The sequence below is a fragment of the Goodfellowiella coeruleoviolacea genome (genome assembly GCF_024171785.1).
GTDB classification, from domain to species: Bacteria; Actinomycetota; Actinomycetes; order Mycobacteriales; family Pseudonocardiaceae; genus Goodfellowiella; species Goodfellowiella coeruleoviolacea.
Genome location: NZ_JAMTCK010000020.1, coordinates 121,553 through 144,842, shown reverse-complemented (window position 1 = coordinate 144,842; position 23,290 = coordinate 121,553). Strand labels below are relative to the sequence as shown.

19 protein-coding genes are annotated in these 23,290 nt (G+C 72.2%); 10 read left to right on the top strand and 9 right to left on the bottom strand.

The annotated features are described in order from the left end of the window. Positions 1-403 precede the first annotated feature (403 nt). Together LX83_RS33880 and LX83_RS33875 are read left to right on the top strand one after the other, a co-directional pair. Positions 404-1,381 carry a GlxA family transcriptional regulator gene (locus tag LX83_RS33880; protein ID WP_253779089.1) on the top strand — a complete coding sequence of 326 codons (978 nt, stop codon included), beginning with the start codon at positions 404-406 and terminating at the stop codon, positions 1,379-1,381. An 11-nt stretch (positions 1,382-1,392) separates the two neighbouring features. Beyond that, positions 1,393-2,001: a DJ-1/PfpI family protein gene (locus tag LX83_RS33875; protein ID WP_253779086.1), complete on the top strand. Its 609-nt coding sequence runs from the start codon at positions 1,393-1,395 to the stop codon at positions 1,999-2,001. Between the two features lie 6 nt (positions 2,002-2,007). Here the strand turns inward: LX83_RS33875 and LX83_RS33870 are convergent, their stop codons facing one another. The 3 genes from LX83_RS33870 to LX83_RS33860 form a co-directional block, all read right to left on the bottom strand. After that, positions 2,008-6,183 (bottom strand): alpha-N-acetylglucosaminidase TIM-barrel domain-containing protein, encoded by a 4,176-nt coding sequence (locus LX83_RS33870; protein ID WP_253779082.1) that lies wholly within the window; start codon positions 6,181-6,183, stop codon positions 2,008-2,010. Positions 6,184-6,338: 155 nt separating this feature from the next. After that, entirely contained in the window at positions 6,339-6,647 is a 309-nt protein-coding gene (locus tag LX83_RS33865; RefSeq protein WP_253779104.1) for a hypothetical protein, read from the bottom strand. Between the two features lie 132 nt (positions 6,648-6,779). Next, positions 6,780-7,880 (bottom strand): glycosyltransferase family 4 protein, encoded by a 1,101-nt coding sequence (locus tag LX83_RS33860; RefSeq protein ID WP_253779079.1) that lies wholly within the window; start codon positions 7,878-7,880, stop codon positions 6,780-6,782. Positions 7,881-8,067: 187 nt separating this feature from the next. Between LX83_RS33860 and LX83_RS33855 the strand changes: the two genes are divergently transcribed. Beyond that, positions 8,068-9,144 carry a MerR family transcriptional regulator gene (locus LX83_RS33855; protein ID WP_253779077.1) on the top strand — a complete coding sequence of 359 codons (1,077 nt, stop codon included), beginning with the start codon at positions 8,068-8,070 and terminating at the stop codon, positions 9,142-9,144. A gap of 294 nt (positions 9,145-9,438) precedes the next feature. Here LX83_RS33855 and LX83_RS33850 read toward each other — a convergent pair whose 3' ends face one another. From LX83_RS33850 to LX83_RS33840, 3 genes are all read right to left on the bottom strand, one after another. Then, on the bottom strand, positions 9,439-9,627 hold the full coding sequence (locus LX83_RS33850; RefSeq protein ID WP_253779076.1) for a DUF397 domain-containing protein: 189 nt from the start codon (positions 9,625-9,627) through the stop codon (positions 9,439-9,441). A gap of 136 nt (positions 9,628-9,763) precedes the next feature. Continuing rightward, entirely contained in the window at positions 9,764-9,979 is a 216-nt protein-coding gene (locus LX83_RS33845; protein ID WP_253779073.1) for a DUF397 domain-containing protein, read from the bottom strand. An 11-nt stretch (positions 9,980-9,990) separates the two neighbouring features. Next, positions 9,991-10,821, bottom strand: coding sequence for a helix-turn-helix domain-containing protein (locus LX83_RS33840; protein ID WP_253779071.1), 831 nt, complete (start codon positions 10,819-10,821; stop codon positions 9,991-9,993). Between the two features lie 274 nt (positions 10,822-11,095). On the opposite strand from LX83_RS33840, the gene LX83_RS33835 reads away from it, so the two are divergent. The 3 genes from LX83_RS33835 to LX83_RS33825 all read left to right on the top strand — a co-directional run bounded on the left by LX83_RS33835 (position 11,096) and on the right by LX83_RS33825 (position 14,642). After that, positions 11,096-11,512 (top strand): hypothetical protein, encoded by a 417-nt coding sequence (locus tag LX83_RS33835; protein WP_253779069.1) that lies wholly within the window; start codon positions 11,096-11,098, stop codon positions 11,510-11,512. Further along, positions 11,509-12,054, top strand: a complete 546-nt coding sequence (locus tag LX83_RS33830; RefSeq protein ID WP_253779067.1) for a hypothetical protein — start codon at positions 11,509-11,511, stop codon at positions 12,052-12,054. Before LX83_RS33835 ends, LX83_RS33830 begins: the two co-directional genes overlap by 4 nt. A gap of 533 nt (positions 12,055-12,587) precedes the next feature. After that, entirely contained in the window at positions 12,588-14,642 is a 2,055-nt protein-coding gene (locus LX83_RS33825) for an acyltransferase family protein (protein ID WP_253779065.1), read from the top strand. Positions 14,643-14,787: 145 nt separating this feature from the next. Here LX83_RS33825 and LX83_RS33820 read toward each other — a convergent pair whose 3' ends face one another. After that, entirely contained in the window at positions 14,788-15,498 is a 711-nt protein-coding gene (locus LX83_RS33820; RefSeq protein WP_253779063.1) for a type 1 glutamine amidotransferase domain-containing protein, read from the bottom strand. Between the two features lie 106 nt (positions 15,499-15,604). Next, positions 15,605-16,501: a CPBP family intramembrane glutamic endopeptidase gene (locus LX83_RS33815; RefSeq protein WP_253779061.1), complete on the bottom strand. Its 897-nt coding sequence runs from the start codon at positions 16,499-16,501 to the stop codon at positions 15,605-15,607. Between the two features lie 289 nt (positions 16,502-16,790). On the opposite strand from LX83_RS33815, the gene LX83_RS33810 reads away from it, so the two are divergent. The 4 genes from LX83_RS33810 to LX83_RS33795 all read left to right on the top strand — a co-directional run bounded on the left by LX83_RS33810 (position 16,791) and on the right by LX83_RS33795 (position 21,946). Next, positions 16,791-17,969 (top strand): MalY/PatB family protein, encoded by a 1,179-nt coding sequence (locus tag LX83_RS33810; protein ID WP_253779058.1) that lies wholly within the window; start codon positions 16,791-16,793, stop codon positions 17,967-17,969. A 51-nt stretch (positions 17,970-18,020) separates the two neighbouring features. Continuing rightward, positions 18,021-18,908, top strand: a complete 888-nt coding sequence (locus LX83_RS33805; RefSeq protein WP_253779055.1) for an LLM class flavin-dependent oxidoreductase — start codon at positions 18,021-18,023, stop codon at positions 18,906-18,908. A gap of 210 nt (positions 18,909-19,118) precedes the next feature. Further along, positions 19,119-19,994: a polysaccharide deacetylase family protein gene (locus tag LX83_RS33800; RefSeq protein ID WP_253779052.1), complete on the top strand. Its 876-nt coding sequence runs from the start codon at positions 19,119-19,121 to the stop codon at positions 19,992-19,994. Positions 19,995-20,491: 497 nt separating this feature from the next. Continuing rightward, on the top strand, positions 20,492-21,946 hold the full coding sequence (locus tag LX83_RS33795) for a 3'-5' exonuclease (protein WP_253779050.1): 1,455 nt from the start codon (positions 20,492-20,494) through the stop codon (positions 21,944-21,946). Positions 21,947-21,986: 40 nt separating this feature from the next. Here LX83_RS33795 and LX83_RS33790 read toward each other — a convergent pair whose 3' ends face one another. Beyond that, complete coding sequence (locus LX83_RS33790; RefSeq protein WP_253779048.1) at positions 21,987-23,279, bottom strand: MFS transporter; 1,293 nt, start codon at positions 23,277-23,279, stop codon at positions 21,987-21,989. Positions 23,280-23,290 lie beyond the last annotated feature (11 nt).

The following is a 23,290-nucleotide window of genomic DNA, read 5'->3' as shown; positions in this document are numbered from 1 at the left end:
GATCTCCTTGACCGTGACATTGCGGGCTGCCCGCCACTCGCTGGTCCTCGCCCGCACGGCAGGTGGGGGCGAGGGCTTGGCCGGTGCCGTACCCGCGGGGATCCGCCACGCGATGCTGAACCCGCGCGAACTCGGCCCGAAGCATCGCCGATCACGGATTCTGCCCCGGCGCGTCAAACGGCCAGTCTCGCCCTTTGCCTACAACAAGACCAGACACGACGAATCCTTGTCCCGGGTGAGGATCAGCTACAGCATCACCCCGCCAACACCCGACTTGACACCTGGCTCAACGACCTAACTTCACGGCATTGGTTTGCAAAGGCAACTCGCGGGGGGTGGGGTGGCGTGATCTGTGGGGTGTGTGTCGTTGACGCCACGGTGGTGGCGGGCGGAGGCTCGGGGTGTGCGGCAGCGAGACGTCGTGTTCGTGATCTACGAGGGGTTCCAGGCCCTGGACCTGGTGGGCCCGTACGAGGTCTTCCAGCACGCCGGCCGGCGCACCGGCGGGTACGCCGCGCACGTGCTGGCGCCGAGGGCCGGGCCGGTGGCCTCGCGCAGCGGGCTGCCCGTGCACGCGGCGCACGGCATCGGCGATCTCGACCCCAGCCGGGTGGACACCCTGGTGGTGGCCGGCGGCCGGGGCGTCGACCAGGCCACCCAGGACACCGCGCTGGTCGGCTGGATCGCGGAGGCGGCCGGCACCGCGCGCCGGGTGACGTCGGTGTGCAGCGGGGCGTTCCTGTTGGCGGCGGCCGGGTTGCTGGACGGCCGCCGGGTCACCACGCACTGGTCGCGGGCGCGGCAGCTGGCCGAGGAGTACCCGGCGGTGCGGGTGGACGCCGACCCGATCTTCGTCCGGGACGGTCGCGTGTGGACGTCGGCCGGGGTGACCGCCGGCATGGACCTGGCGCTGGCCCTGGTCGAGGACGACCTGGGGCGCGACATCGCGCACGAGGTCGCCAGGCAGCTGGTGCTGTTCCTGCGCCGGCCGGGCAGCCAGTCCCAGTTCAGCGTGGCGCTGCGCACCCGGCCGCCGTCCAGCGACCCGATCCGCGCGGCCGTGGCCGCGATCCACGCCCGACCCGGTGCCCGGCACGGCATCGCCGACCTGGCCCGCCACGCCGGGTTGAGCCCCCGGCACCTGCAACGCCGGTTCACCGCCGAACTCGGCACACCGCCCGCCGCCTACGTGGAGCAGGTGCACGTCGAGGCCGCGCAGCGGGCACTGTCCGAAAGCGACGATCCACTGGAGACGATCGCGCGCCGCTGCGGCTTCGGCACGGTCGAGACCATGCGGCGCACCTTCCACCGCCACCTCGGTGTCGCCCCGTCCGACTACCGCGACCGGTTCCGGTCCACCACGACCCACCGCCCGGAGTGAGGAGTTCCCGCATGACCGTCTACGGACTGCTGGTGTTCGACAACGTCGAGGAGCTGGACTTCGTCGGCCCCTGGGAGGTGTTCACCGTCTCGGCCAGGCTGCGCGGGCAGGCGGACAGCGCGGTGCTGGTCGCGCAGCACTCGCAGCCGGTGCGCTGCGCCAAGGGGATGCGCGTGCTGCCCGACCACACCCTGACCGACCACCCGCCGCTGGACGTGCTGCTGGTTCCCGGTGGGCTGGGCGCCCGGCAGACCGAGGTGCACAACCCGGTGGTCACCGAGTGGATCGCGGCGACCGCCGCGCGCGCCGCCTGGACCATGAGCGTGTGCTCCGGGGCGTTCCTGCTGCACGCCGCCGGTCTCGCGCGGGGACGGCGGATCGCCACGCACTGGCGGCACCAGGACGCTCTCGCCGCGCTCGGCGACGTCACGGTGGTGCGCGACGCCCGCTACGTGGTGGACGGCGACCTGGTCACCAGCCAGGGCGTGTCCGCGGGCATTGACAGTGCACTGTGGATGGTGGGCCGGCTGCACGGGCGGGACCACGCCCGCGCCGTGCGCCGCACCATCCAGTACGAGCCCGCCCCGCCCTACCTCGCTGACGAGCCGCTGGCCGGCTGAGCGAGTCTACTGGCCGCTCGGCGGGCCGCCGAACGCCTGCCAGTCGGACCACGCGTGGTCCGGGGACCGCTGGAAGCGCACCCACACCTGGTCGGGCCGGGCGCTGTGCGCCTCAAGCCGGCCGTCCGCGTTGGTCGCCAGGTCCACGTCCACGCCACCGGTGCCGATCCGCTGCCAGGCGCCCCAGCCGGCGTTGGCCGCGGTCTGGGCGCGCTGCCACGCCTCGGTCGGGGTGGTGGCCACGACGTGCACCAGGCCGTCGGGGTCGCGGGCGGCGGCCAGCCGGGCGTTGGCCGGCCCGCCGACCGGGGTGAACGCGGTCCAGTCGCCGCTGGTGGTGCCCTGGTAGCGGTGCAGAACACCGTCGCCGGTGGCGAGGAACAGTTCCAGCCGGTCGTCCTCGTCGGGCACCACGGCCAAGTCCGCGCCGGCCGGCCCGATCGCCAGCCACGGCCCCCACCCGGCGTTGATCGCGCTCTGGTCGCGCTGGAACGTGCCGTCCGCGCCGCTGGCGACCAGCACCAACGTGCCGCCGGCCTCGCGGGCCAGCGCGAGCACGGCGTTGGCCGGGCCCTGCTCGGGCTGCCAGCCCGACCAGCCGCCGGCCGTGGTGCGCCAGCGGTGGTGCACGCCGTCCGCCGCGCCGAGGAACACCTCCAGCCGGCCGTCCTCGGACGGGCCGACCACGATGTCCCGGCCGCCCGGGCCGCCGGTGTGCTGCCAGGCGCCCCAGCCGCCGTTGACCGCGGTCTGGCCGCGCTGCCAGGTGCCCTGGGCGGTGGCGGCGAACAGCTCCAGGGTGCCGGTGGCGTCGCGGCCGATCGCCAGCGTCGCCCCGGCCGGTCCGCCGATGTCGCGCCAGCCGCCCCAACCGCCGTTGGCCGCGGTCTGCGTCCGGTTCCACACGCCGGTGGCGGTGGCCACGAACAGCTCCAGCCGGCCGTCCTTGTTCGGCGCCGCCACCACCCGGCCGGAGGCCTGGTAGCGGTGCAGGTCGTTGCCTGGGTTGCCGGCCCGCTGGATCTGGAAGCCGGTGAAGTCGGCGGACCCGATCACGCCGTCGGCGTTGACCGCGCACACGAACAGCGCGGCGTCCATCCTGGACACCGCACCCGGCGCGTCCGCCTGCCCCACCTGCTGCCACCGGGTGCCGTCACCGCTGGCGTGGGCGGTGAACGTGGTGCTGCCCGTCCGGGTCAGTTTCAGCCACACCTGGCTGGCCGTCCAGGCGAACGACACGGTCCTGTCCAGCTTGCCGCCGCCCGTGCTGTCCCACTGCAGGGCCAGGCCGTTGCCCGGGGTGCGGGCCAGCACCACCGCCGCCGGCGACTTGGCCTGCGGCACGGAGTTGCGCACCAGCAGGCCGGCGCGGGCCCACGGGCCGGTGTTGTCCTGGCGGGTCACCGCGGTGACCACCGACTCGCCGACGCCCAGCACGTCCTGCCGGTAGACGGCGGCGAACTCCTGGGTGGTCGACCACATGTCCTGCCCGGCCGCGAACACCGTGTACCGCTTGCCCTGCTGGGCCGCGCCACCCGTGGTGGTGGCGTGCGTCTGGTTGGGCGCCTGGGGCGGCTGGCCCACCCGGAGCACGCTGGTCTGCCGCGCCTGGTGCGCGCGGTCGCCGTCGGTGTAGTCGGCGACCGCGGTCAGCGTCGTGGTCACCATCGCGGTGTCCTTGGGCAGGGCGCTGGCCGGCGGCGTGACCCGCCACAGCGTGGTGACCGACGCGCCCGGCGCCACCTCGGCGAAGCCGGTGCCGCCCACCGCGACCACGGCCGTGCTGCCCAGCGCGGTCAGCGCCGTGCGCACCCCCGTGCGCGGCCGGCCCGGATCGCGGTTGGTGAACCGCACCCGCACCTCGGTGGTGGTGCCCGGCGCGCACAGCACCTGCTCGGCCGGTGTGATCCGCAGCGCGCCCTGGCCCGGCTCGGCGGTCAGCTCGGCCACGATCCGCCGCACCACCTCGTAGGTGTCACCGCTCGGCTGGTCCGGGTAGGTCGTGGTCTGCCTGGTCCACGCCTCGCTGCTGGCCGCCCACGCCGCCGGCTCGCTGGACGGCAGGCTGGTGTCCCCGGCCGCCAGCCGCGCGGCCACCTCGTCGAAGTAGCCGCTCCAGCGCGGCCGGTAGTAGTCGGCCAGCAGCCCGTGCCACTCGCGGTTGGCGTACTCGCGCAGCCGCTCGTAGGCCTTGGGCGTCCAGATGGTGATGATGCTGCGCGCGTCGTACTCCAGCTGCGCCTTCTCCTGCGCGGTCTCGCCCCAGGAGCGGGCCGCCGCCAGCCACCGGCCCAGCAGCCAGTGCTCGTCGGTGGCCAGCAGCTCGTCGGTGAGGTCCAGGTAGCGCAGGAACCGCGCGGACAGCGTGCGGAACAACCCGACGTCCCTGGCCTGGTGCGCCGCCCTGATCTCGTCCAGCAGCTGGCGGGAGCGGTTGGCCAGCAGCTGCCGGGTGACGTCGACCAGGTCGTAGCGGTAGGTGGGCAGCGCGCGCAGTGCCGGGTCGGCGGCCACCAGGTCGACGAACGCCGGGATGAACAGGTCCAGGTCGTAGCGGGGAGTACGGGGCGCGGTGCGCGAGGACCGCGTCACGGTCAGGCTGGGCAGGGCCGCGAACGGCGTCTCGTACGGGCCCTCACCCGTGGTCTGCTCCTCCTTGCGGAACCGGTAGGCCGTGGCCAGCAGGGTCTGCCAGGCGGCGACCGCGCGCGGGTCGTCCCGGCCGTAGCGGCGCCGCGCGTAGCCGGCGATCCACTCGGTCAGGTCCAGTGGCTCGTCCCGCCACGCCGTCTCACCCCACAGGTCGCCGGTGACCGGGTTGTGGTGGTGCGCCTCGGCCATCGCGGCCGTGCCGCGCAGCCGCCCGCGCTCGGCCGCCGGCAGCTTGCGGATCGCCGGCAGGGTTTCCGCCGGCTCGTGCAGGCTGCCGAACATGCCGAGGCGGCCGCCGAAGTTGCCGATCGAGCCCCACGCCCACGGCGCACCCCAGTAGGCCGAGGTGCTCTTCCAGGTCTCGGCGATGTCGGCGTTGAGGTCGAGCACCAGCACCCGGTCGGTGTCGACCGCCTCGATCAGCGCCTGACGCGGGTTGCCCGCCCAGCCCTGCAACACCCAGACCGCGCCGGGCGCGGCCGAGGTCATGGCCGCCTGCACGGCCTGCGCCGCCTGCGCCAGTGGCACGTCCCCGGTGGTGCCGCCCTCGTGCAGCAGGTCGTTGGAGTAGTGCGTGGTGACGCCGAAGTGGTTGGCCTGTGCCGCGTAGAAGGCCGTGGCCACGTCGTGGAACAGCGGGTCGGTGCTGGCCAGCCAGTCCGGCCGGGGCTGGCCGTTGTAGCTGCCCTGCGGCACGACCTTCGCGGCCGGGTTGGCCGAGGCGAAGATGTCGTTGGGCACGTGGCCGATGAAGGCGGGGAAGACGGGCGTGATGCCCAGTTCCCGCATCCGGTCGGCGATCTTCGCGCCCAGTTCGGCGCGGCGGCGCAGGAATCCCGTGGTGACCGAGCCACCCACGGAGATGCTGCCGTACCAGACCCACGGCTGGTGGGCGGAGTAGGGAATCCAGGTCAGCACCTGGTTCTGGGTGAGCCCGAACTTCGGGAACGTCTCGTACCAGACGATCTCCTGGCCCACCAGGGACAGCGCCAGGTTCACCCCGCTGGCGGCCAGGTAGTCCAGTTCGCGCTCCCAGTCCGACCAGCTCCAGTAGGGCGCGGTGTAGCCGAACACGCAGAAGTTGTAGGCGTAGCGGTCGGTCAGCTCGGTGCGGCGGGTGATCGCCTCGGCGGGCGCGGGCAGCCGCTCGGGCAGCGCCAGCTGGTCGCCGTTCCAGGACAGGTGCGCGTTGGCCACGTGCTTGAGCCACCAGTGGAACGCGGAGACCAGCGCGACCGTGCTGGTGCCGGCCAGCGCCACCTGCCCGGTGCTGCCGCCGATGGTGAACCGGTCGGCGTCCCCGTCGGCCGGCAGGCTGGCCAGGGTGAACTGGCTGGCCCGGGCCGTGTCGCCACCGAGCAGCCGGGTGATGGCCGCCCGCGCCGCGTCACCATCCACAGTGGACGGCGCGGCGGCCGCCCGACGCGTGCCGAGCGGAACCAGTCCGGCGACCGCCGCCGCGCCAGCCCCGACCAGCAGGGTCCTTCTGGAAAAACCGTTGTGCTGCTTGCCCCGTGCCCATGCCGACATGGCGCTCCCCAGTGTGGTCCGGACCGATCCCAACCGGACGTAGGATGTCTAGATCCGCCAGATGTTAGGTCCAGACCACCGGCTTGGGGAGAGCCGTTCGGTTGAACGTCAACAGGGGTTGGCCAACTTGTGATGGCAGGCGGTTACCGGCGGTGCTACGCGTCCTCGCGCGCGGGCACCGCGGCCGGCTCACCGGCCAGCAGCGAGCAGTCCCGCACCCACAGCTCCCAGCCGCCCAGCGCCTTCGAGCAGTTCCACCCGGTCCACCGGCCGGCCTGGGCGCCCTCGTTGCCCGCCCGGTTGCACGCGGTCTGGCTGCTCCAGCCCTCGCTCTCCTTCCAGTACGGCGTGCAGGCGGCGGCCGTGGCGCCGCCGTCGGCGCTCTCCGCGCACCCGGTGGCTGGCGTGCTGGCCAGGGCCGATCCGGCGGTGAGCACCGAACCGGCGACGGCGGTTGCCAACACGGCACCTCGAACAAGGTTGCGGATGATCATGCGTCTCCTCCTGGCAGGCGTGGCGTGTTGCCGCTACCGGAACACTCGCTGCCGCACCAGAAGAAATCAATCCACCAAATAGGCCTTGACATGGTAACTAAATCACTGAACCGTGCCGGTGAGTTCGCGGGCCCGCTCGGCGAGGTCGGCGAGCGCGGCGGGGAGGTCGGCCTGGCTGAGGCTGGCCACGACGGCCGCCCGGTTCGCGGCCAGGACCGCGCGGTGCGCGTCCGGATCGGACAGCAGCGCGGCCACCCCGCCGACGTCCTCGGGGTCCCACACGGTGACACCCAGCGCGCGGATCTCCGCCAGCACCGGGTACGGCCCGGCGACCACCGGTTTTCCCGCTGCCGCCGCCTCGACCACCGGCAGGCCCCAACCCTCCCAGGTGGACGGCAGCAGCACGACGTCCGCCGCGGCGTACAGATCGGCGGGGCGCGGTACCCAGCCGCGGATCAGGCCCGGTGCCTGGGCCAGCGCGTCGGCCACCGGGCCGGGCTCGCCCGGTTGGGGGTCGGTCAGCCAGTAGCGCACCCGCCCGGGCAACACCGCCGCCAGGGCACGGGCGAAGGACACGGCTCCGGGGATGTTCTTGTTGGCCGCGTCCACCCGGGCCGGGTGGGCCAGCAACACCTCGTCGGGGTCCACTCCCAGGGCGGTGCGGCACGCGTCGCGGTCACCGGTGGCCAGGCCGTCGACGTCGACCTCGGGGTGCCGCACCACCAGTGCCTTGGCGTCCAGCAGTTCGGGCCAGCGGGCGGCGAACTCCGACTCGGTGTACCTGTTGATCACCACGTGCAGGTGGCGCGGGTGGTGCAGCGGCACGACGTCGCCCTCGACCGGTCGCAACACCACGCCCTGCCACGCCGGGTCGTGGTGCCGCACGACGGTGGGCACACCAGCGGCCAGGGCGTGGTGTTCCAGCGCACGCGATGCCAGGGGCGCCGACCACAGCGACCCGGCGTTGTCGAGGACCAGCAGGTCGTGCGTTCGGCACAGCCGGCTGATCGTGGCGTGGTCCACGGGTGGCGGCGCCGCGCCGGGCCGATCGGCCCACAGTCCGCGGACGACCACGTCGTCCGGCTCGTGATCGGCGAAGAACCCGGCTGCCCTGGTGACCGTCCACCCCAGCGCCCGGAATCCCCGCACCCACGCCGCCGCCGCGACGCTCACCCCGTCGAACCCGCCCAGTCGGTGCGACACCAGGCACACCCGCACAGCCGCTCACCCCCATGATCCACCACTCACCCTGCCGGACAGGTAGTTGTCAGCGCAACTACCTCCGCTGTCGCCGTGGGTGGTTGGTCACCGGTGTCGGGTTTGACTCTCCCCTTGGGACAAGGCGCAGGGTCGGGTCACCGGGCACGGGGCCCGGGGCGAGGAGGGAGACGTGGCCAGACTGAGCATCGGCGAGTTCGCCCAGGCGTCGGGGCTGACGCCCAAGGCGTTGCGGCTCTACGACGAACTGGGCCTGCTGCCGCCGGCCGAGGTGGACCCGCGCTCGGGCTACCGGTCCTACGACCGGTCCCAGTTGGAGCGGGCGCGGCTGGTCGCGTGGTTGCGCGGGCTGGGCATGCCGTTGGCGCGCATCCGGGTGGTGTGCGACCTGGCGCCGCTGGCGGCGGCGGCCGAGGTGACCTCGTACTGGCGCCAGGTCGAGGCGGACACGGCCGCGCGCAAGGAACTGGCCACCTTCCTCGTCGACCACCTGTCCAGAAAGGACACTGAGATGACCGATGTGCGCGGGGAACTCGACCTGCGTTGCGCGGCCCGGGTGGAGCGCGGGCTGGTGCGGCGGACCAACCAGGACGCGGGGTACGCGGGCAGGTGGCTGTTCGCGGTCGCCGACGGGTTCGGTGACGACGGCGCCGACCGGGCGGCCAGTTCCGCCGCGCTCGCCGCTCTCGAACCGTTCGACGCGGAGGTGCCGGCCGGGAACCTGCTGCGGGTGCTGGGCAGCGCGGCGCACCGCGCCCGCACCGCGGTGCGGGAGTTCAGCGAGACCGCCCCGGGGTTGGTGGACAGCGGCACCACCCTGACCGCCATGCTCTGGTCGGGCAGCCAGTACGCGCTGCTGCACGTGGGCGACTCGCGGGCGTACCTGCTGCGCGGCGGCGAGCTGACCCAGATCACCCACGACCACACCTTCGTGCAGTCACTGGTGGACGAGGGCAAGTTGACACCCGAGGAAGCCGCCGTCCACCCGCGCCGCGCCACCCTGCTGCGGGCCCTCACCCACGGCGATCCGGCCGAGCCCGACCTGCACCTGCGCGAGGCGCACCCGGGGGACCGGTTCCTGCTGTGCTCGGACGGGTTGCACGGCGTGCTGCCGGAGCCGGCCATCCGCGACACCCTGCACGCCGCCGACACCCCACAGCGGGCGGCCGACCAGCTCACCGACCTGGTCCACGCCGCCGGCGCACCGGACAACCTCGCCTGCGTCGTGGTTGACGTGGTGAGCGGCTGATCGGCCTGACCGGCTGACCGCTCGGCCGCACGGGGTCGGTCAGCGGTGGGGGTGCTGGGAGACGCGCTCCTCGGTCTTCCAGCACCCGAGCCGGTTGCACCTGGCCGGCCTGGTCCAGGTCCGCCGCGAGGGTCGCGCACGCTCTACCGCATCACCGGCGACCACCTCGCCGCCCTGGGCGCCGAGGCCAGACGTGGGCGTTGGTGCCGGACGGCATCGGATGGCACTCGGATGGCATCCGGATGGCACTGTGCGGGCATGAGAACGCCCCCGAGTATCGCCGGGGGCGCCAGCTCAGTTCCGGTCAAGCCGGCCGATTTTGACGGCCGCCATGAAGGTGGTGAACGATTCCGGGGTGAAGGTAAGGAATCCGGCTGCCGGCTGCTTGCTGTCGCGCACAGCCGTTGCGTTGTCCAGGCAGGCAAGCTCGACGCAGTTGTTGGAGCCCGCGCCCGACCGGCTGCTCTTCTTCCAGGTGTGCATCTCAGCCATTCTTTTCCAGCGCTTTCAGTTGTTGGCGGATGAGTTCCGCCGTGTCAGCTGGCGACAACGCCAGTGTATGTAACTGCGCAAACAGTGGATCCCTGGGCACGCCCCGAGTATCGCCGGGGGCGCCAGCTCAGTTCCGGTCAAGTCGGCCGCTTTTGGCGGCGGCCATGAAGATGGTGAACGATTCCGGGGTGAAGGTAAGGAATCCGGCTGCTGGCTGCTTGCTGTCGCGCACAGCGGTTCCTGCGTCGACGTACGCGAGTTCCACGCACTGTGCCGCACCTCCCCCGGAGTAGCTCGACTTGCGCCACTGGGCATCGGCTAGGTCGTGGGACGAAACCGACATGGATGCACTCCTTATTTGTCGCTGAGTTCCTGGATGCGGTTCTTCAGAAGAGAGACCGTGTCGTCTTCCGACAGGCACTGCTGCTCGGCTTGCTCGAACGCGAGACTGTACGCCCCGGTCGTTCTCAAATAGTCCGCTCCTGTGAGAGTTTCCGTGTAAGCGATCGCAGTCTCTGCCACGGCGATGTAGAGCAGGGTAAACGGACAGCTCAGACCCGGAGCTGAACCGCTGTCGAACGGAAGGACACGGATCGAGACGTGCGGAAGCTGGGCGAACTCCACCACTCGCTCAAGCTGACGTCGCAGCGTGGCAGGGCCACCGACAATCCGGCGTAGGGCTTCCTCGCCCAGGATGATCCACACCCGTTGACCGGGGCGCACGCGTAGCTGTTCGCCTCGCTGCTCACGGGCTGCCGCCATGTCAGCGACGCGGCTGCCGGGCACTGTTGGTGAGTGCATGATCTGAGCACGCGCGTACTCGGCCGTCTGGATCAGCCCCGGAACCTCGGGGTAGATCATCCGAAGTTCTTCCGCCGCCCGCTCGAAGACCACATAGTCGCGCCCGACGTCGGGCACACGCTCCGGTGCCGCGTAGCGTCGCGCCTCGGCGGACAGTCGGCGCAGGTCCTCCGCCTGCTTGCCTGTCACGCCGTACAGCTCAAGTAGGGCCTTCGTACCAGCCTCGTTGAGCGCCAGCCCACCGTGTTCAACCTTGGACAGCTTGCCCCGATACCAGCCAAGCATCTTGTTGGCCGCTTCCAGCTCGATGCCCGCTTGGTCGCGTAGATCTCTCACCCGGTGTCCGAAGATCAGGCGCTGCACGATCGGGCTGTCTTCGCTCATGCGGCGAAGTTTGCCGCACGCCTCCGTTGGTGAGTACCGCCCCGTTGCGGGAGATTGAGTTGCAAACTGAGTTATTGCATCTCAATCTCCACCCGATCGGAGTAAGAAAATTTTTGCATCTCAGCCTTAGTCTCTTGAATGATCGATCTCGCGTGGCGAGGCTCACGTGCCGCGCGCGTCTTGAACCCTTGACTGGGAGGTTTGAGCGTGCTGACAGCTGCTTGCTGTTGCCGTTGCGGCTGGCCTGGTTCTTCGGTCCTTTCGGCGGTGACCGGTGGATGCCCTTGACTGGATAGACGAACTCAGGCGTCGCCGCTGGACCTGGCACTACCTGCCGTCCAGGAAGGCGCCACAGCTGATCGCCGCTGTGCTCCGCTGGCCCGAGTGCGCCGACGTGGTGATCCTCAGCGGCGACAGCGACCGGTTTCCCGCACTGGCCTACCGAGCCCCGCTCGACAACGGCCACCAGGATCCGTTCGCGCCGCCCGTGATCGTCTGGTCCTACGCGGCCAAACCAGCGTGGGCCATCCGCGCGGTCCTCACGATCGCGCCACCGGGATCGCCGACCGCGCCGACCACGCTCCTGCCGACACCGGTCAACATCGCCGAGTTCGCCCAGCAGTTCCGGACCGTTCGGCACCAGGTGATCCGTCCACCGGTGCAACCGCCTCGGCTGGCGAAGGGGGCGTGACTGTGCGGCACTCCCACGCGGCGAGTCTGGACGCCGCGACGCGTTATGTCGCGAACGGTTGGCCGATCCTGCCCGGAACCGTGCACCCCGACGCGGTCCGGCCGTGGCTGCCGCACAGCGTGCCACTGCGAACCGTCGAGCAGGTTCGGCGGTGGTGGGTTGGTGGCACCTCGTCGGTGTGGCTGTTCCCCGGTCCGCTGTTCTCGTTGCTGTCGGTGGAACCGGCGTTGGCGCGGGAGCTGTTCGAGAGTCCGGAGTTCCAGCGGCATCCCGGGCCGGTGCTGCACGAGCAGGGGCGCGACGCCCAGGTGGTCTTCGTCGTGTCGCCAGTGCCTGAGCGGTTCGAGTTCCCGCCGTCGCTCCGGTCGTCCGTTCGGCTGGTTCCGTCCTGGGATTCCGTGCCCGCGCCACCGACGATCAAGGGCGGATACGAGGTCTACTGGTGGTACCACCCCGACCGGGTGGGATGGCAACCGGCGCCCTTCGGCCCCGTGCTCGCGGCTGTCACGGCCGTCCGGAGCACCTGGCGTGCGGTGACGTGACCGACCAAAGAGGACAGAAGTCCACCGCCACCGCCGGCTGGTCGGCGGTGGGGTGTGCTCCGGGTGGGCGCCCTTGCGCATTCGTGGCACGTTTTCCGGGGCCCGCGACCAAAAAACGCGAGAAATGGTTTCGGAAAAGCGATGGGTGATTCCGGGTGGTCGACCGCCGTTCGTTGGTGAATGGCGGCCGGGGTGTTCGACGGCACGTGTGGTCCCTGTGAATTTGCTGAGAAAACGGGGTGACGTGGCCGGCTGATCGCGCCGGGGGAGTGGCGGTGACCAGGGGGTATTCCCTCCTGTGGCACGTGCCGGACCAGCGGTTTCGCTCGTCGACCACAAGGAAGGTAGCGGTGTCGACGCCAAGCTGGAGCTGATTGACACGATTTCGCGGTGTGTGATAGGCGTGTGGCCGCTCTGGTGCGTGGTCGCGCCGTGGGCAGTGTGAGGCGAGTAATGCGTGGCGGGTAATGAGCGGCAATGGGTTGTGCGTTGTCGCCGCCGGTGCCGCCGTTCATCGTGGGAGGATTTCGCGGATGGCTCAGCTTCGCGCGCGGCTGCCCGGGGCGGCCGGCGGCACGTCCGGGGCGGCGCGCACGTACCGGCCGGAACTGCAGGGGCTGCGCGCGGTGGCGGCGGCGCTGGTGGTGGTCTACCACATCTGGCTGGGGCGGGTCTCCGGCGGCGTTGACGTCTTCTTCCTGGTGTCCGGGTTCCTGGTCACCGGGCAGCTGGTGCGCGCGGTCGAGCGCGGCGGGATCCGGTTCGGTCGGTACTGGGGCCGGATGCTCAACCGGCTCATGCCGGCGGCGCTGACCGTGCTGCTGGTGACCACGCTCGCCGGCATGGCACTGCTCCCGGAGAGCCGGTGGTTCCAGACGATCAGGGAGGTCGTCGCCTCGGCGTTCTACGCGGAGAACTGGCGGCTGGTCGCCGACTCGGCCGACTACTTCACCCCGCACCACGAGGCCAGCGTGGTGCAGCACTTCTGGTCGCTGTCCATCCAGGGGCAGTTCTACCTGGTGTGGCCGCTGCTGGTGGGGCTGGTCGCGGCGCTGGCCGGCTGGGCCGGCCGCCAGCTGCGGCGGCCGCTGGCCGTCACCCTCGCGGTGGTCTTCGCCGCCTCGCTGGCCTACTCGGTCGCGCTCACCGCCACCGACCAGCAGACGGCCTACTTCCACTCGCTGACCCGGGCGTGGGAGTTCGCCCTCGGCGGCCTGCTCGCGCTGGCCATCGACGCGATCGTGCTGCCGAGGGCCGTGCGCGTGGTGCTGGGCTGGCTCGGCCTGGCCGGGCTGGTCGCCTGCGGGCTGGTGCTCCAGGTCGGCAGCGTGTTCCCCGGCTACCTGGCGCTGTGGCCGACGCTGTCCGCCGCACTGGTGCTGGTGGCCGGGTGGACGAGCAGCCCGGTGGGCGTGGACCGCCTGCTGGCCTCCCGACCGCTGGAGTACCTGGGCAACCTCAGCTACGCGCTCTACCTGTGGCACTGGCCGGTGCTGGTGCTCTTCCTCACCGCCACCCAGCGCGCCGAGGTGGGCCTGCGCGACGGCGCCCTGATCATCGGCCTGTCCCTGCTGCTGTCGGTGCTCACCCACCACCTGGTCGAGCAGCCGGTGCGGCGCTCCCGGATCGGGGCGGCCAGTGCCTGGGGCGCCTACCGGTTCGCGCTGCTCATCCTGACCCCGGTGCTGCTGACCGCGGGCGCGTGGCAGCTGGTCAGCGACGAGCGCGCCGAGGTGGCCGTGCTGTCGCTGGACGATGCCGACCACCCCGGCGCGCGTGCCCGGCTGCCCGGATTCGAGTACCAGGGCGCCGAGGACGCCGACCTGACGCCGAGCTACATGTCCCTGCCCTACGACTGGTCGCTGCCCGGCGAGGACTGCGTGGTCTCGGCGCGCAACGCCGAGCTGGAGATCTGCGCCACCGCCACCGACGGTGCGCCGACCCGGCGGGTGGTCGTGGTGGGCGACTCGCACTCCCGGCAGTACCTGGCCGCGCTGCGGCCCATCGCCGAGCAGCGCAACTGGCAGATCATCGGCATGGGCCGCAGCGCCTGCCCGTTCTCCACCGACTCCGACACGGTGCCCGGCGATCAGGGCTGCATCGCCTGGAACAGCGCGGCCGTGGACGAGATCCGCGAGCTGCGACCGGACTTCGTGTTCACCATCGCCACCCGGGACGTGCGGGTCGGGCTCACCGAGTGGACGCCGCCCGGCTACGTGGAGCAGTGGCGCAAGCTCGCCGACGACGGCATCCCGGTGGTGGCCGTGCGGGACAACCCCCGCTACGACTTCTCGCCGGCGGTGTGCGCGGAGCGCAACGGGGTGGACGCGCCCGAGTGCGCCACGCCGAGGGCGGAGCTGCTCGCGGCGGACCCGCCCTACCTGGGGCTGGACAACGTCCCGGACAACGTCTCGTTCCTGGACTTCAGCGACTTCTTCTGCACGGAGGAGGTCTGCCCGCCGGCCATCGGCAACGTGCTGATCTACATGGACGACAACCACGTCAGCGCCAGCTACCTGACCACCATGTCGTCCATTGTGGACGAGGCGATCAGCGCGGTGCTCGGCGAACCCGACGCCAGCTACTAGTGTTTCTGCTCCGCCGGCGACCGAGAACCGGCAGGGGTTCGCCCGGCTCGGCAGCGTTGACGACACCACCGTCGTCCCGACGGTCGAACCGGGCGTGACCACCTGGCGAACCACGGGCTGACGCGCTCGCCCGCCCGGTGGGTGCTCAGCCCTGGTGCGCGTGCGCCGCGGCGGTCGGCCCGGTCAGCACCCGCACCACCGCCTCGGCGGTGCCCGTGGCCGACGCCGGGTTCTGGCCGGTGACCAGCCGGTCGTCGGTGACCACGTGCGCCTGGAAGTTCGGCGCGCTCCGGTAGTGGCCGCCCAGTTCGGTCAGCCGGTCCTCCAGCAGGAACGGCACCACCCCGGCGCGGCCGACCGCGTGTTCCTCGGCGTTGCTGAACCCGGTGACCTGCCTGCCGCGCACCAGCGGGGTGCCGTCGGGCAGGGTCAGTCCCACCAGGGCGGCCGGGCCGTGGCAGACGGCGGCCACCACGCCGCCGGCCGCGTGCACCTCGGAGCCCAGCCGGGCGAGTTCCGGGTTGTCCGGGAAGTCCCACATGGTGCCGTGGCCACCCGCGTAGAAGACGGCGGCGTAGTCGGCCGGGTCGACGTCGCCGGGACGCCGGGTGTCGGCCAGTTGCGCGGCGATCCCGGGGTCGGCCAGGAAGTCCCGCTGGACCGGGTCGGCCGGGTCGAGGCCGTCCTGCGGCGGGGTGCCGCCGCGCACCGACACCAGGTCGACCTGGAAGCCGGCCGCGCGGAACACCTGCCAGGGATGCGCCGCCTCCGGCACGTAGTACCCGGTCCGATCCCCGGTGTCGCCGACCTGGTCGTGGCTGGTCAGCACGATGAGCACGCGATTGGTGCGGGTCATGTCCGAACTCCTCCCGTCCGGTGTGGACGTGTGCGGTGTGGGACGAGACTAGGACGGGAGTTCCCGAGAAAACCAATAGCAGAATCTGGTTGATCCATAGGGAAACCTATGGGTTGACCCGGCCGAGCCGTCCCCTGGTCGCGATCAGCAGCACGATCGCCGCGCCGGTGGAGGCGAGCAGGAAGACGTGCGCGGTGTCGGCCGCGGTGTCGAGCGTCGGGAACACCTCGGTGAAGGCGACCGAGAAGAAGTTGTTGATGCCGGTGTGGCAGAGCATCGCCAGCGGCAGGCTCTCGCCGGTCCGGTTGAACACCCAGGTCATCACGAAGCTGAACGCGACGCAGGTGGCGATGAACTCGACCGGCCGGGTCCAGTCCACGTCCGGCCAGCCGCCCCACTCGGTGAGGAACAGCGGCAGGTGCCACACGCCCCACAGCGGGCCGAGGATGAGCGTGGCGGTGACCGGGCTGAACCGGTGTTGCAGGCGCGGCTGCGCGAAGTCCCGCCAGCCCGGCTCCTCGGCCAGCCCGGTGGTGAGCAGTTGCAGCACCAGGGCGGGCAGGTAGGCCACCAGCACCGCGACGCCGGGCGCGCGCACCTGGCCGTCGGACAGGGCGAGGCCGGTGACGACGAGCACCGCGGGCACCCCGACCAGCAGGGACAGGTACCACCGCCAGCTGACCCGCCACCGCAGCAACCGGCCCACCCAGGCGCGGACCCCGGTCCGGCCGTCCACGACCGCGGTCACCAGGAACGCCGACAGCACCGGGCCGAGGTAGGCGCCGGGCAGCACACCGAGGAACTGGGTGGTGCCCAGGATCGCCGGGAAGCCGAAGGGCAGGACGCCCAACCCGTTCTGGGACAACACGTACGGCGTCCACGCCGCCCAGCTCAGCAGGTTGGCCAGCACGAAGAAGGTGACCAGCGGATGACGGCGGACCAGGCCCCTCACGCCGGCCCGGTCGGGCCGCTGGACCCGTCCCGGCGAAATGTGCGTTACCACCACGATGTCCTTTCCCGGAGCGCCCTTTTCCCGGGCGCTTGACGTGGTGGTCAGCACACCAGCGGCGGGTGGGTGCGGTCATTCCCGCGGCCGCCCCAACCCGGGTGCAGCTGGCTGTACCCGGGCGGTCGGGCGGCGGTGCGCCGCGGGCCGCGAACCCGGGGTGCCCTCGGCCCGGACGCCTATCCTGGGGCGGCACCGCTGGCCTCGGGCGACCCCGGTGGCGGGCGGCGAACTCCACACCGGACGGGACCCCACACCGGACCCGGCAGACCCCGAGGGAGCGTGCATGAGCACCGGCACCGAGCGCGACACCACCCGGCCCGGCAGCGGCCCACTGTCCAGTGTGGACCTTGGCCGGCTGCGGGAGCGGCGCAGCGTCAAGTGGACCGAGTACCCGCCGGACGTGCTGCCGGTGTTCGTGGCCGAGATGGACACTCCGCTGGCCGAACCGATCACCGCCGCGCTGACCGCCGCGATCGGTCGGGGCGACACCGGCTACGCCGCGGCCGGCCGGTTACCGGAGGCGTTCGCCGGCTTCGCCGGTCGGCGCTACGACTGGCACCCCGACCCGACCGACATCCGGCTGGTGCCCGACGTGATGACCGGGATCGTGGAGGTGCTGCGGCTGCTCACCGAGCCGGGCGACCGCGTGGTGGTGAACACCCCGGCCTACCCGCCGTTCTTCTACTGGCTGGACCGGCTCGGCCTGGAGCTGGTGAACAGCCCGCTCGCGCTGACCGACCAGGGCCACCGCCTCGACCTGGACCGGCTCGAACGCGACTTCGCCTCGGGCGCGCGGGTGTACCTGCTGTGCAGCCCGCAGAACCCGACCGGCCTGGTGTTCGACCGCGACGAGCTGGAAGCCGTGGCCGATCTCGCCGACCGGTACGGGGTGCGGGTGGTGGTGGACGAGATCCACGCGCCGCTGACCTACCCGGGCGTGCGGCACGTGCCGTTCGCGTCGTTGGACCGGCCGGCGGCGGCGCGCTCGATCACGCTGGTGTCCGCGTCCAAGGCGTGGAACCTCGCCGGCCTCAAGGCGGCCATGGCCGTGGCCGGCCCGGCGGCGCGCGCCGACGTGGCCGCCATCCACCCGGAGATCAGCGAGGCCGCCGGCCTGTTCGGGGTGATCGCCAGCGAGGCCGCGCTGACCGAGGGCGAGCCCTGGCTGGCCGAGCTGCTGGTGCAGCTGGACGCCAACCGCCGGCTGCTCGGCGAGCTGCTGGCCCAGCACCTGCCGGAGATCCGCTACCGGCTGCCCCGGGCCACCTACCTGGCCTGGCTGGACTGCCGGGACCTGGGTTTCGGCGACGACCCGGCGGCCACCTTCCTGGAGCGCGGCCGGGTCGCGCTGCAACCCGGCCCGCGGTTCGGGCCGGCCGGTCACGGGTTCGCCCGGTTCAACTTCGCCACCTCGGCCGAGCACGTCACCGAGGCGGTGCACCGGATGGCCAGGGCTCGCTGAGCCGGCCGAAACCGTTGGCCATTGGCGGCCCCACCCGGTAGAGGTGGACGCATGACTGCTCTTGGCGCTGTGTTCCGACCCCAGTTCCCGCCCGAACGGCTGGCCCAGGTGGCCCGTGCCGCCGACGACGCCGGCGTGGACGAGCTGTGGTTGTGGGAGGACTGCTTCCTGGAGAGCGGTATCGCCAGCATGGCCGCGGCACTGGCGTGGACGCGGCGGGTGCGCGTCGGCATCGGGCTGCTCCCGGTGCCGCTGCGCAACGCCGCGCTGACCGCGATGGAGGCCGCCACCCTGCACCGGTTGTTCCCGCACCGGGTGCTGCTCGGCCTGGGCCACGGCGTGCAGGACTGGATGGGGCAGGTCGGCGTGCGCGCGGACTCGCCACTGACCCTGCTGCGTGAACACCTCACCGCCACCAGGGCGCTGCTGCGCGGTGAGCGGGTCAGCACCAGCGGCCGGTACGTGCGGCTGGACAACGTCGAACTCGACTGGCCGCCGACCACACCGGCGCCGGTGCTGGCCGGCGCGACCGGCCCGCGCACGCTGCGGCTGACCGGCGAGGTCGCCGACGGCACCATCCTCACCGCCGGCACCACGCCCGACCAGGTGCGGCGCGCCCGCCAGCTGATCGACGAGGGCCGGGCCGCGGCCGGGCGCACCGGCGAGGCGCACCGGGTCGTCGTGTACTTCCACGCGGCCACCGGCCCGGACGCGGCCGAGCGCCTCGCCGCGGAACTGGCCGGCCACGGCTATGCCGCCCCGGCCGAGCAGGTGGGGGCCGCCGGCGACGCGGACACCATCGCCGCGGCCGTGCACCGCCTGGTGGCGGCCGGCGCCGACAGCGTGGTGCTGCAGCCCACCCCGGACGAGCCGGACCCCGAGGGCTTCGCGCGGTTCGTCGGCGAGCAGGTCCGCCCGCGCGTGCTGGCCGCGTCCTGACCGGTGCTTGGGGTGTGATCGCCCAGAGGTGTTCGCGGCGGTGGTCTCGGCGGTGGCCTCGGGGCGTGGCGAGCGTCACGCTCTTCCCGGTTGACCTTCACATAAGTGTGAAGGTTTGAGCATTGGGTCATGCAAGACCACGCGGCACATGGTGGCTCACTCGCCACCATCGTAGCCAGCCGGCATGAACCAGGGGAGAGGTGACCGATCGTGGACAACACTCTTTTCAGCTACAGCCCGATTGTCGAGCGGGCGCCGATCCAGTGGCCGGGCGGGGCCCGCGTCGCCTTCTACGTGGGCCTGAACATCGAGCACTACCAGGTCGACAAGCCGTCGACGAGCATCTTCGCCGGCACCAGGGACCTGGCGCCGGACCCGTTGAACTACGGCTGGCGCGACTACGGGCCCCGGGTGGGCTTCTGGCGGATGCTGCAGACCCTGGACCGGCACGGCATCCGGGCGAGCGTGCTGCTCAACTCCGACGTGTGCGAGCAGAACCCGCAGATCATCAAGGCGGGCGTGGAGCGGAACTGGGCGTGGCTGGCGCACGGCAAGAACAACTCGATCCTGCACGCCAACATGACCGTTGACGAGGAACGCGCCTACCTGACCGATGTCGTGGAGACCATCGAGCGCGCCACCGGCAAGCGGCCGCGCGGCTGGATGGGGCCGGGGCTGACCGAGACCTTCAACACCCCGGAGCTGCTCGCCGAACTCGGGCTGAACTACGTGCTTGACTGGTGCAACGACGACCAGCCCTACGAGTTGAACGTGCCCGGTGTGTACAGCGTGCCCTACGCGATCGAGCTGAACGACATCAGCCTGTTCGTCAGCAAGAGCGTCACCGGTCCGGAGTTCGTGCAGATGGTCAAGGACCAGCTGGACCAGATCCACGCGGACTCGGCGGACAGCGGCCGGGTGATGGCACTGGCCCTGCACCCGTTCGTGGTGGGCCAGCCGTTCCGCAACCGCTACCTGGACGAGGCCCTGGAGTACGTGGCCAACCACCCCGGGGTCTGGCTGACCACCAGCGACGAGATCGCCGAGCACTACGTGAGCAGCACCGGCGCCACCGCGTCGGCGTGACACCCGGGCCGGAGCCACGCCCCCGGCGCCGGCCCGAAGTCCACTCAGGACAGTGAACGGCACGGCCGGGCCCGTTCCGCGCGATCGTCGTGGAACGGGCCCGGAAAAGCCGGCCGGCCCAACGATTTCCCCTGGTCGATCAGGGGAGAGGTGAAATCGTTATCCCGCCGTGGAATCCTGGCCGTATGCGTATCACGGTCGATCCGGACGCCCGACATTGTGCGACAGTGCGTGATCGATGTGTGCCAACGGTGTCACCTGGTTGCTGAATTTGTGTCGCACAACTCAGCTGATCAGGCGAAACGCCGAAAGTCGTGGATTCGATAACACACTGGGAGCCGGCGGGGGCGCTCGTGCGGCAGGTGAGTTTGGGGGCCTTGGTGGGCTGGCTGGGTCGGGTGTTCGAACAGGACAGCAACGGGAACAGTTCACCGGCTCGGCTTCTCCCGGTCAGCAGAAACGGCACCGTCCCCGACTTTTCCCCGACACAGCGGCAATTGCCCGCCGTACCGGAACAGCCGCCGGGTGCGCCGGCCCATCCACTGCGCCTGTTCCGCCCGGTGTACCTCACCCGCCGCCCCACCCCGGTCGCCGGCACCGAACCGCTCTACGCCGCGCTGGACCTGGAGACCACCGGGCTGGACCCGCGCACCGACCGGGTGTGCGAGGTCGCGGTGGTGCGCTTCCGCGCGGACGGCACGGTCGTTGACGAGTACGCGACCCTGATCAACCCGCAGGGCCCGGTGCGCGCCTCGGAGTTCCACCGGATCGTCGACGCGGACGTGGTCGACGCGCCCACCCTGGCCGAGGTCTGGCCCGACCTGCTGCGGATGATGACCGGCTGCGTGGTGGTCGCGCACAACCTGAAGTTCGAGGACGGCTTCCTCACCGAGGAACTGGCCAGGGCCGGGCTGGTGCCGCCGCCGCTGGTCGGCCTGTGCAGCCTGGTGACCTGCCGCAGCCAGTTGGACGGGCCGGCCTACTCGCTGCAGTCGGTGTACCGCACGGCCACCGAGCAGTGGATCGAGGACTCGCACACCGCGCTGGGCGACTGCCGGGCGCTGGTCACGCTGGTCCAGTGGCTGCTGGCGAACGCGCCGGCGCCGCTGTGGCTGCAGGGGCCGCTGCCCGAGGGCGCGGTGCTGGCCGAGGCGTCCGCGCCGGGCCGGATGATGCCGCGCGCGTCCCGGCTGAACCGGAGCCGGCACGGCTACCTCGGCTCGATCGCCCGCCAGTTCCCGCGCGGCGGCGAACACCCGGTCGACCCCGTCGCCGCCCAGGACTACCTCGACGCGCTGGACGAGTGCGCGGCCGACCAGCGCGTCACCGGTGACCGCGCGCGGCGGCTGGAACGCCTGGCCCGGCGGGCCGGGTTCACCCAGCAGCAGCTGGTCGCCGAACACCGGCGGGCGTGGCAGCGCGCCACCAGCGGCCTCGCCCTGGCCGAACCCGACCGGCTGCCGGCGAAGACCAGGCAGCGGCTGGTGCGCTTCGCCCACGACCTCGGCCACCCCGACCTGGCCGCGGACCTGGCCGGTGACGGCGACGCGGCCGCCGACGAGAGCACCGGGTGCCTCAGGGGCTGGCGCGTGGGCCTCGACGGCAGCGGCGCCCAGCTGGACGACCTCGCCGCCAGCGTCACCGCGCACGGCGGCGGCATCGCCAAGCGGATCACCGCCAGCGTCCGGTTCGTGGCGGCCACCGACCCGGACGGGGACGGCCTGGCGCTGCGCAGGGCCAGGGAACTCGGCGTGGACGTGCTCACCGTGGCCGACGCGCGCGCCCGCGTGGCCAGCGCCGTGCGGGACGCGGCCGACGCCGAGCGGCGGCACCGCGCCGAGGCGGCCGACCGCCGTGCCGAGCAGGCCAGGCGCGCCGCCGAGAACGACGCCCACTTCCGGCACCGCTGGCACGCCGTGGAACGGCCCCCGGCCTGGCGACGGTCCGGTTAGGACAGTCCACAGCGGAAGCTCAGCTCAGCCGCTCAGCCGCTCAGCCGATCTGCCGGTCCCGGCCGGCCAGCACGCCGGCCACCAGCTGCGGCAGCATGAGCAGCGCCAGCAGCACCAGTGGCGCGCGCCAGCCGCCGCTGTGCTGGTAGAGCGCGCCGACCAGGATGGGCCCGGGGATCGACAGCAGGTAGCCGGCGCTCTGCGCGAACGCGGACAGCCGGATCACCGTGGCGCTGTCCCGGCCGCGCATCCCGATCATGGTCAGCGCCAGCGGGAACGAGCAGTTGGCCACACCGAGCAGCACCGCCCACAGCCACGGCGCGGCGGCCGGTGCCGCCCACAGCCCGGCGTACCCGGCGAGGCCGACCACCCCGATCACCACGGCGATCCCGCTCTGGCTGGACAGCCGGCCGGCCACGGCGGCCAGCGCGAAGGACAGCGGCACGCCCAGCAGCGAGGTGACCGCGAACAGCAGGCCGGCGGTCTGCGCGGGCAGCCCGGCGTCCCGGAAGACCTGCGGCAGCCAGCCCATGATCACGTAGGCGGCGGTCGCCTGCAGTCCGAAGTAGACGGCCAGGGCCCAGGCGGTGGGACTGCGGGTGATCCGCTGCGGCGCCGCCGCTGCCGGTGCGCCCGCTGCCGGTGCGCCTGCTGTCGGTGCGCCTGCTGTCGGTGCGGCCGGGGGCGCGGCGGTGCCGGCGCGCTCGTGCCGGCGGTGGCCGGCCAACACCAGCCACGGTGGCACCGCGACCGCGGCGAGCACGGCCCACGCGCCGAGACCGATCCGCCAGTCACCGCCGAACACCCCGGCCAGCGGCACGGTGACCGCGGCGGCGGTGGACGCGCCGAGGTTGAGCGCCATGGAGTACGCGCCGGTCATCGCGCCGACCCGGTCCGGGAAGCGCTGCTTGACCACGACCGGCAGCAGCACGTTGGCCACGGCGATCCCGGCGAGCGCGAGCGCGGTCAGCCCGAGGAACCCGGCGGTGTCCGGGAGGAGCGGGCGCAGGGCCAGTCCGACGGTGATCGCGGCCATGCCCGCGGCGACGACCCCGCCGGAGCCGAAGCGCCGGGCCAGCCCGGGCGCGGTGGCGCCCACCAGGGCGAAGCACAGCGCCGGCACGGAGGTGAGCAGGCCGGCGACGGTGGCGCTCATGCCCAGACCGGCCCTGGCCTCTTCGAGCACCGGGCCGAGGCTGGTCACGGCGGGCCGAAGGTTGACCGCGGCCAGGACCAGCGCGACGGCCGCGAGCGCCCGCACCCACCCGGCCGACCGGCCGCCGGCTCGCGCCACCCGCTCCGGCGGCGCGACCACCAGGTCATCGTTCGGCATCGGGCAATCAT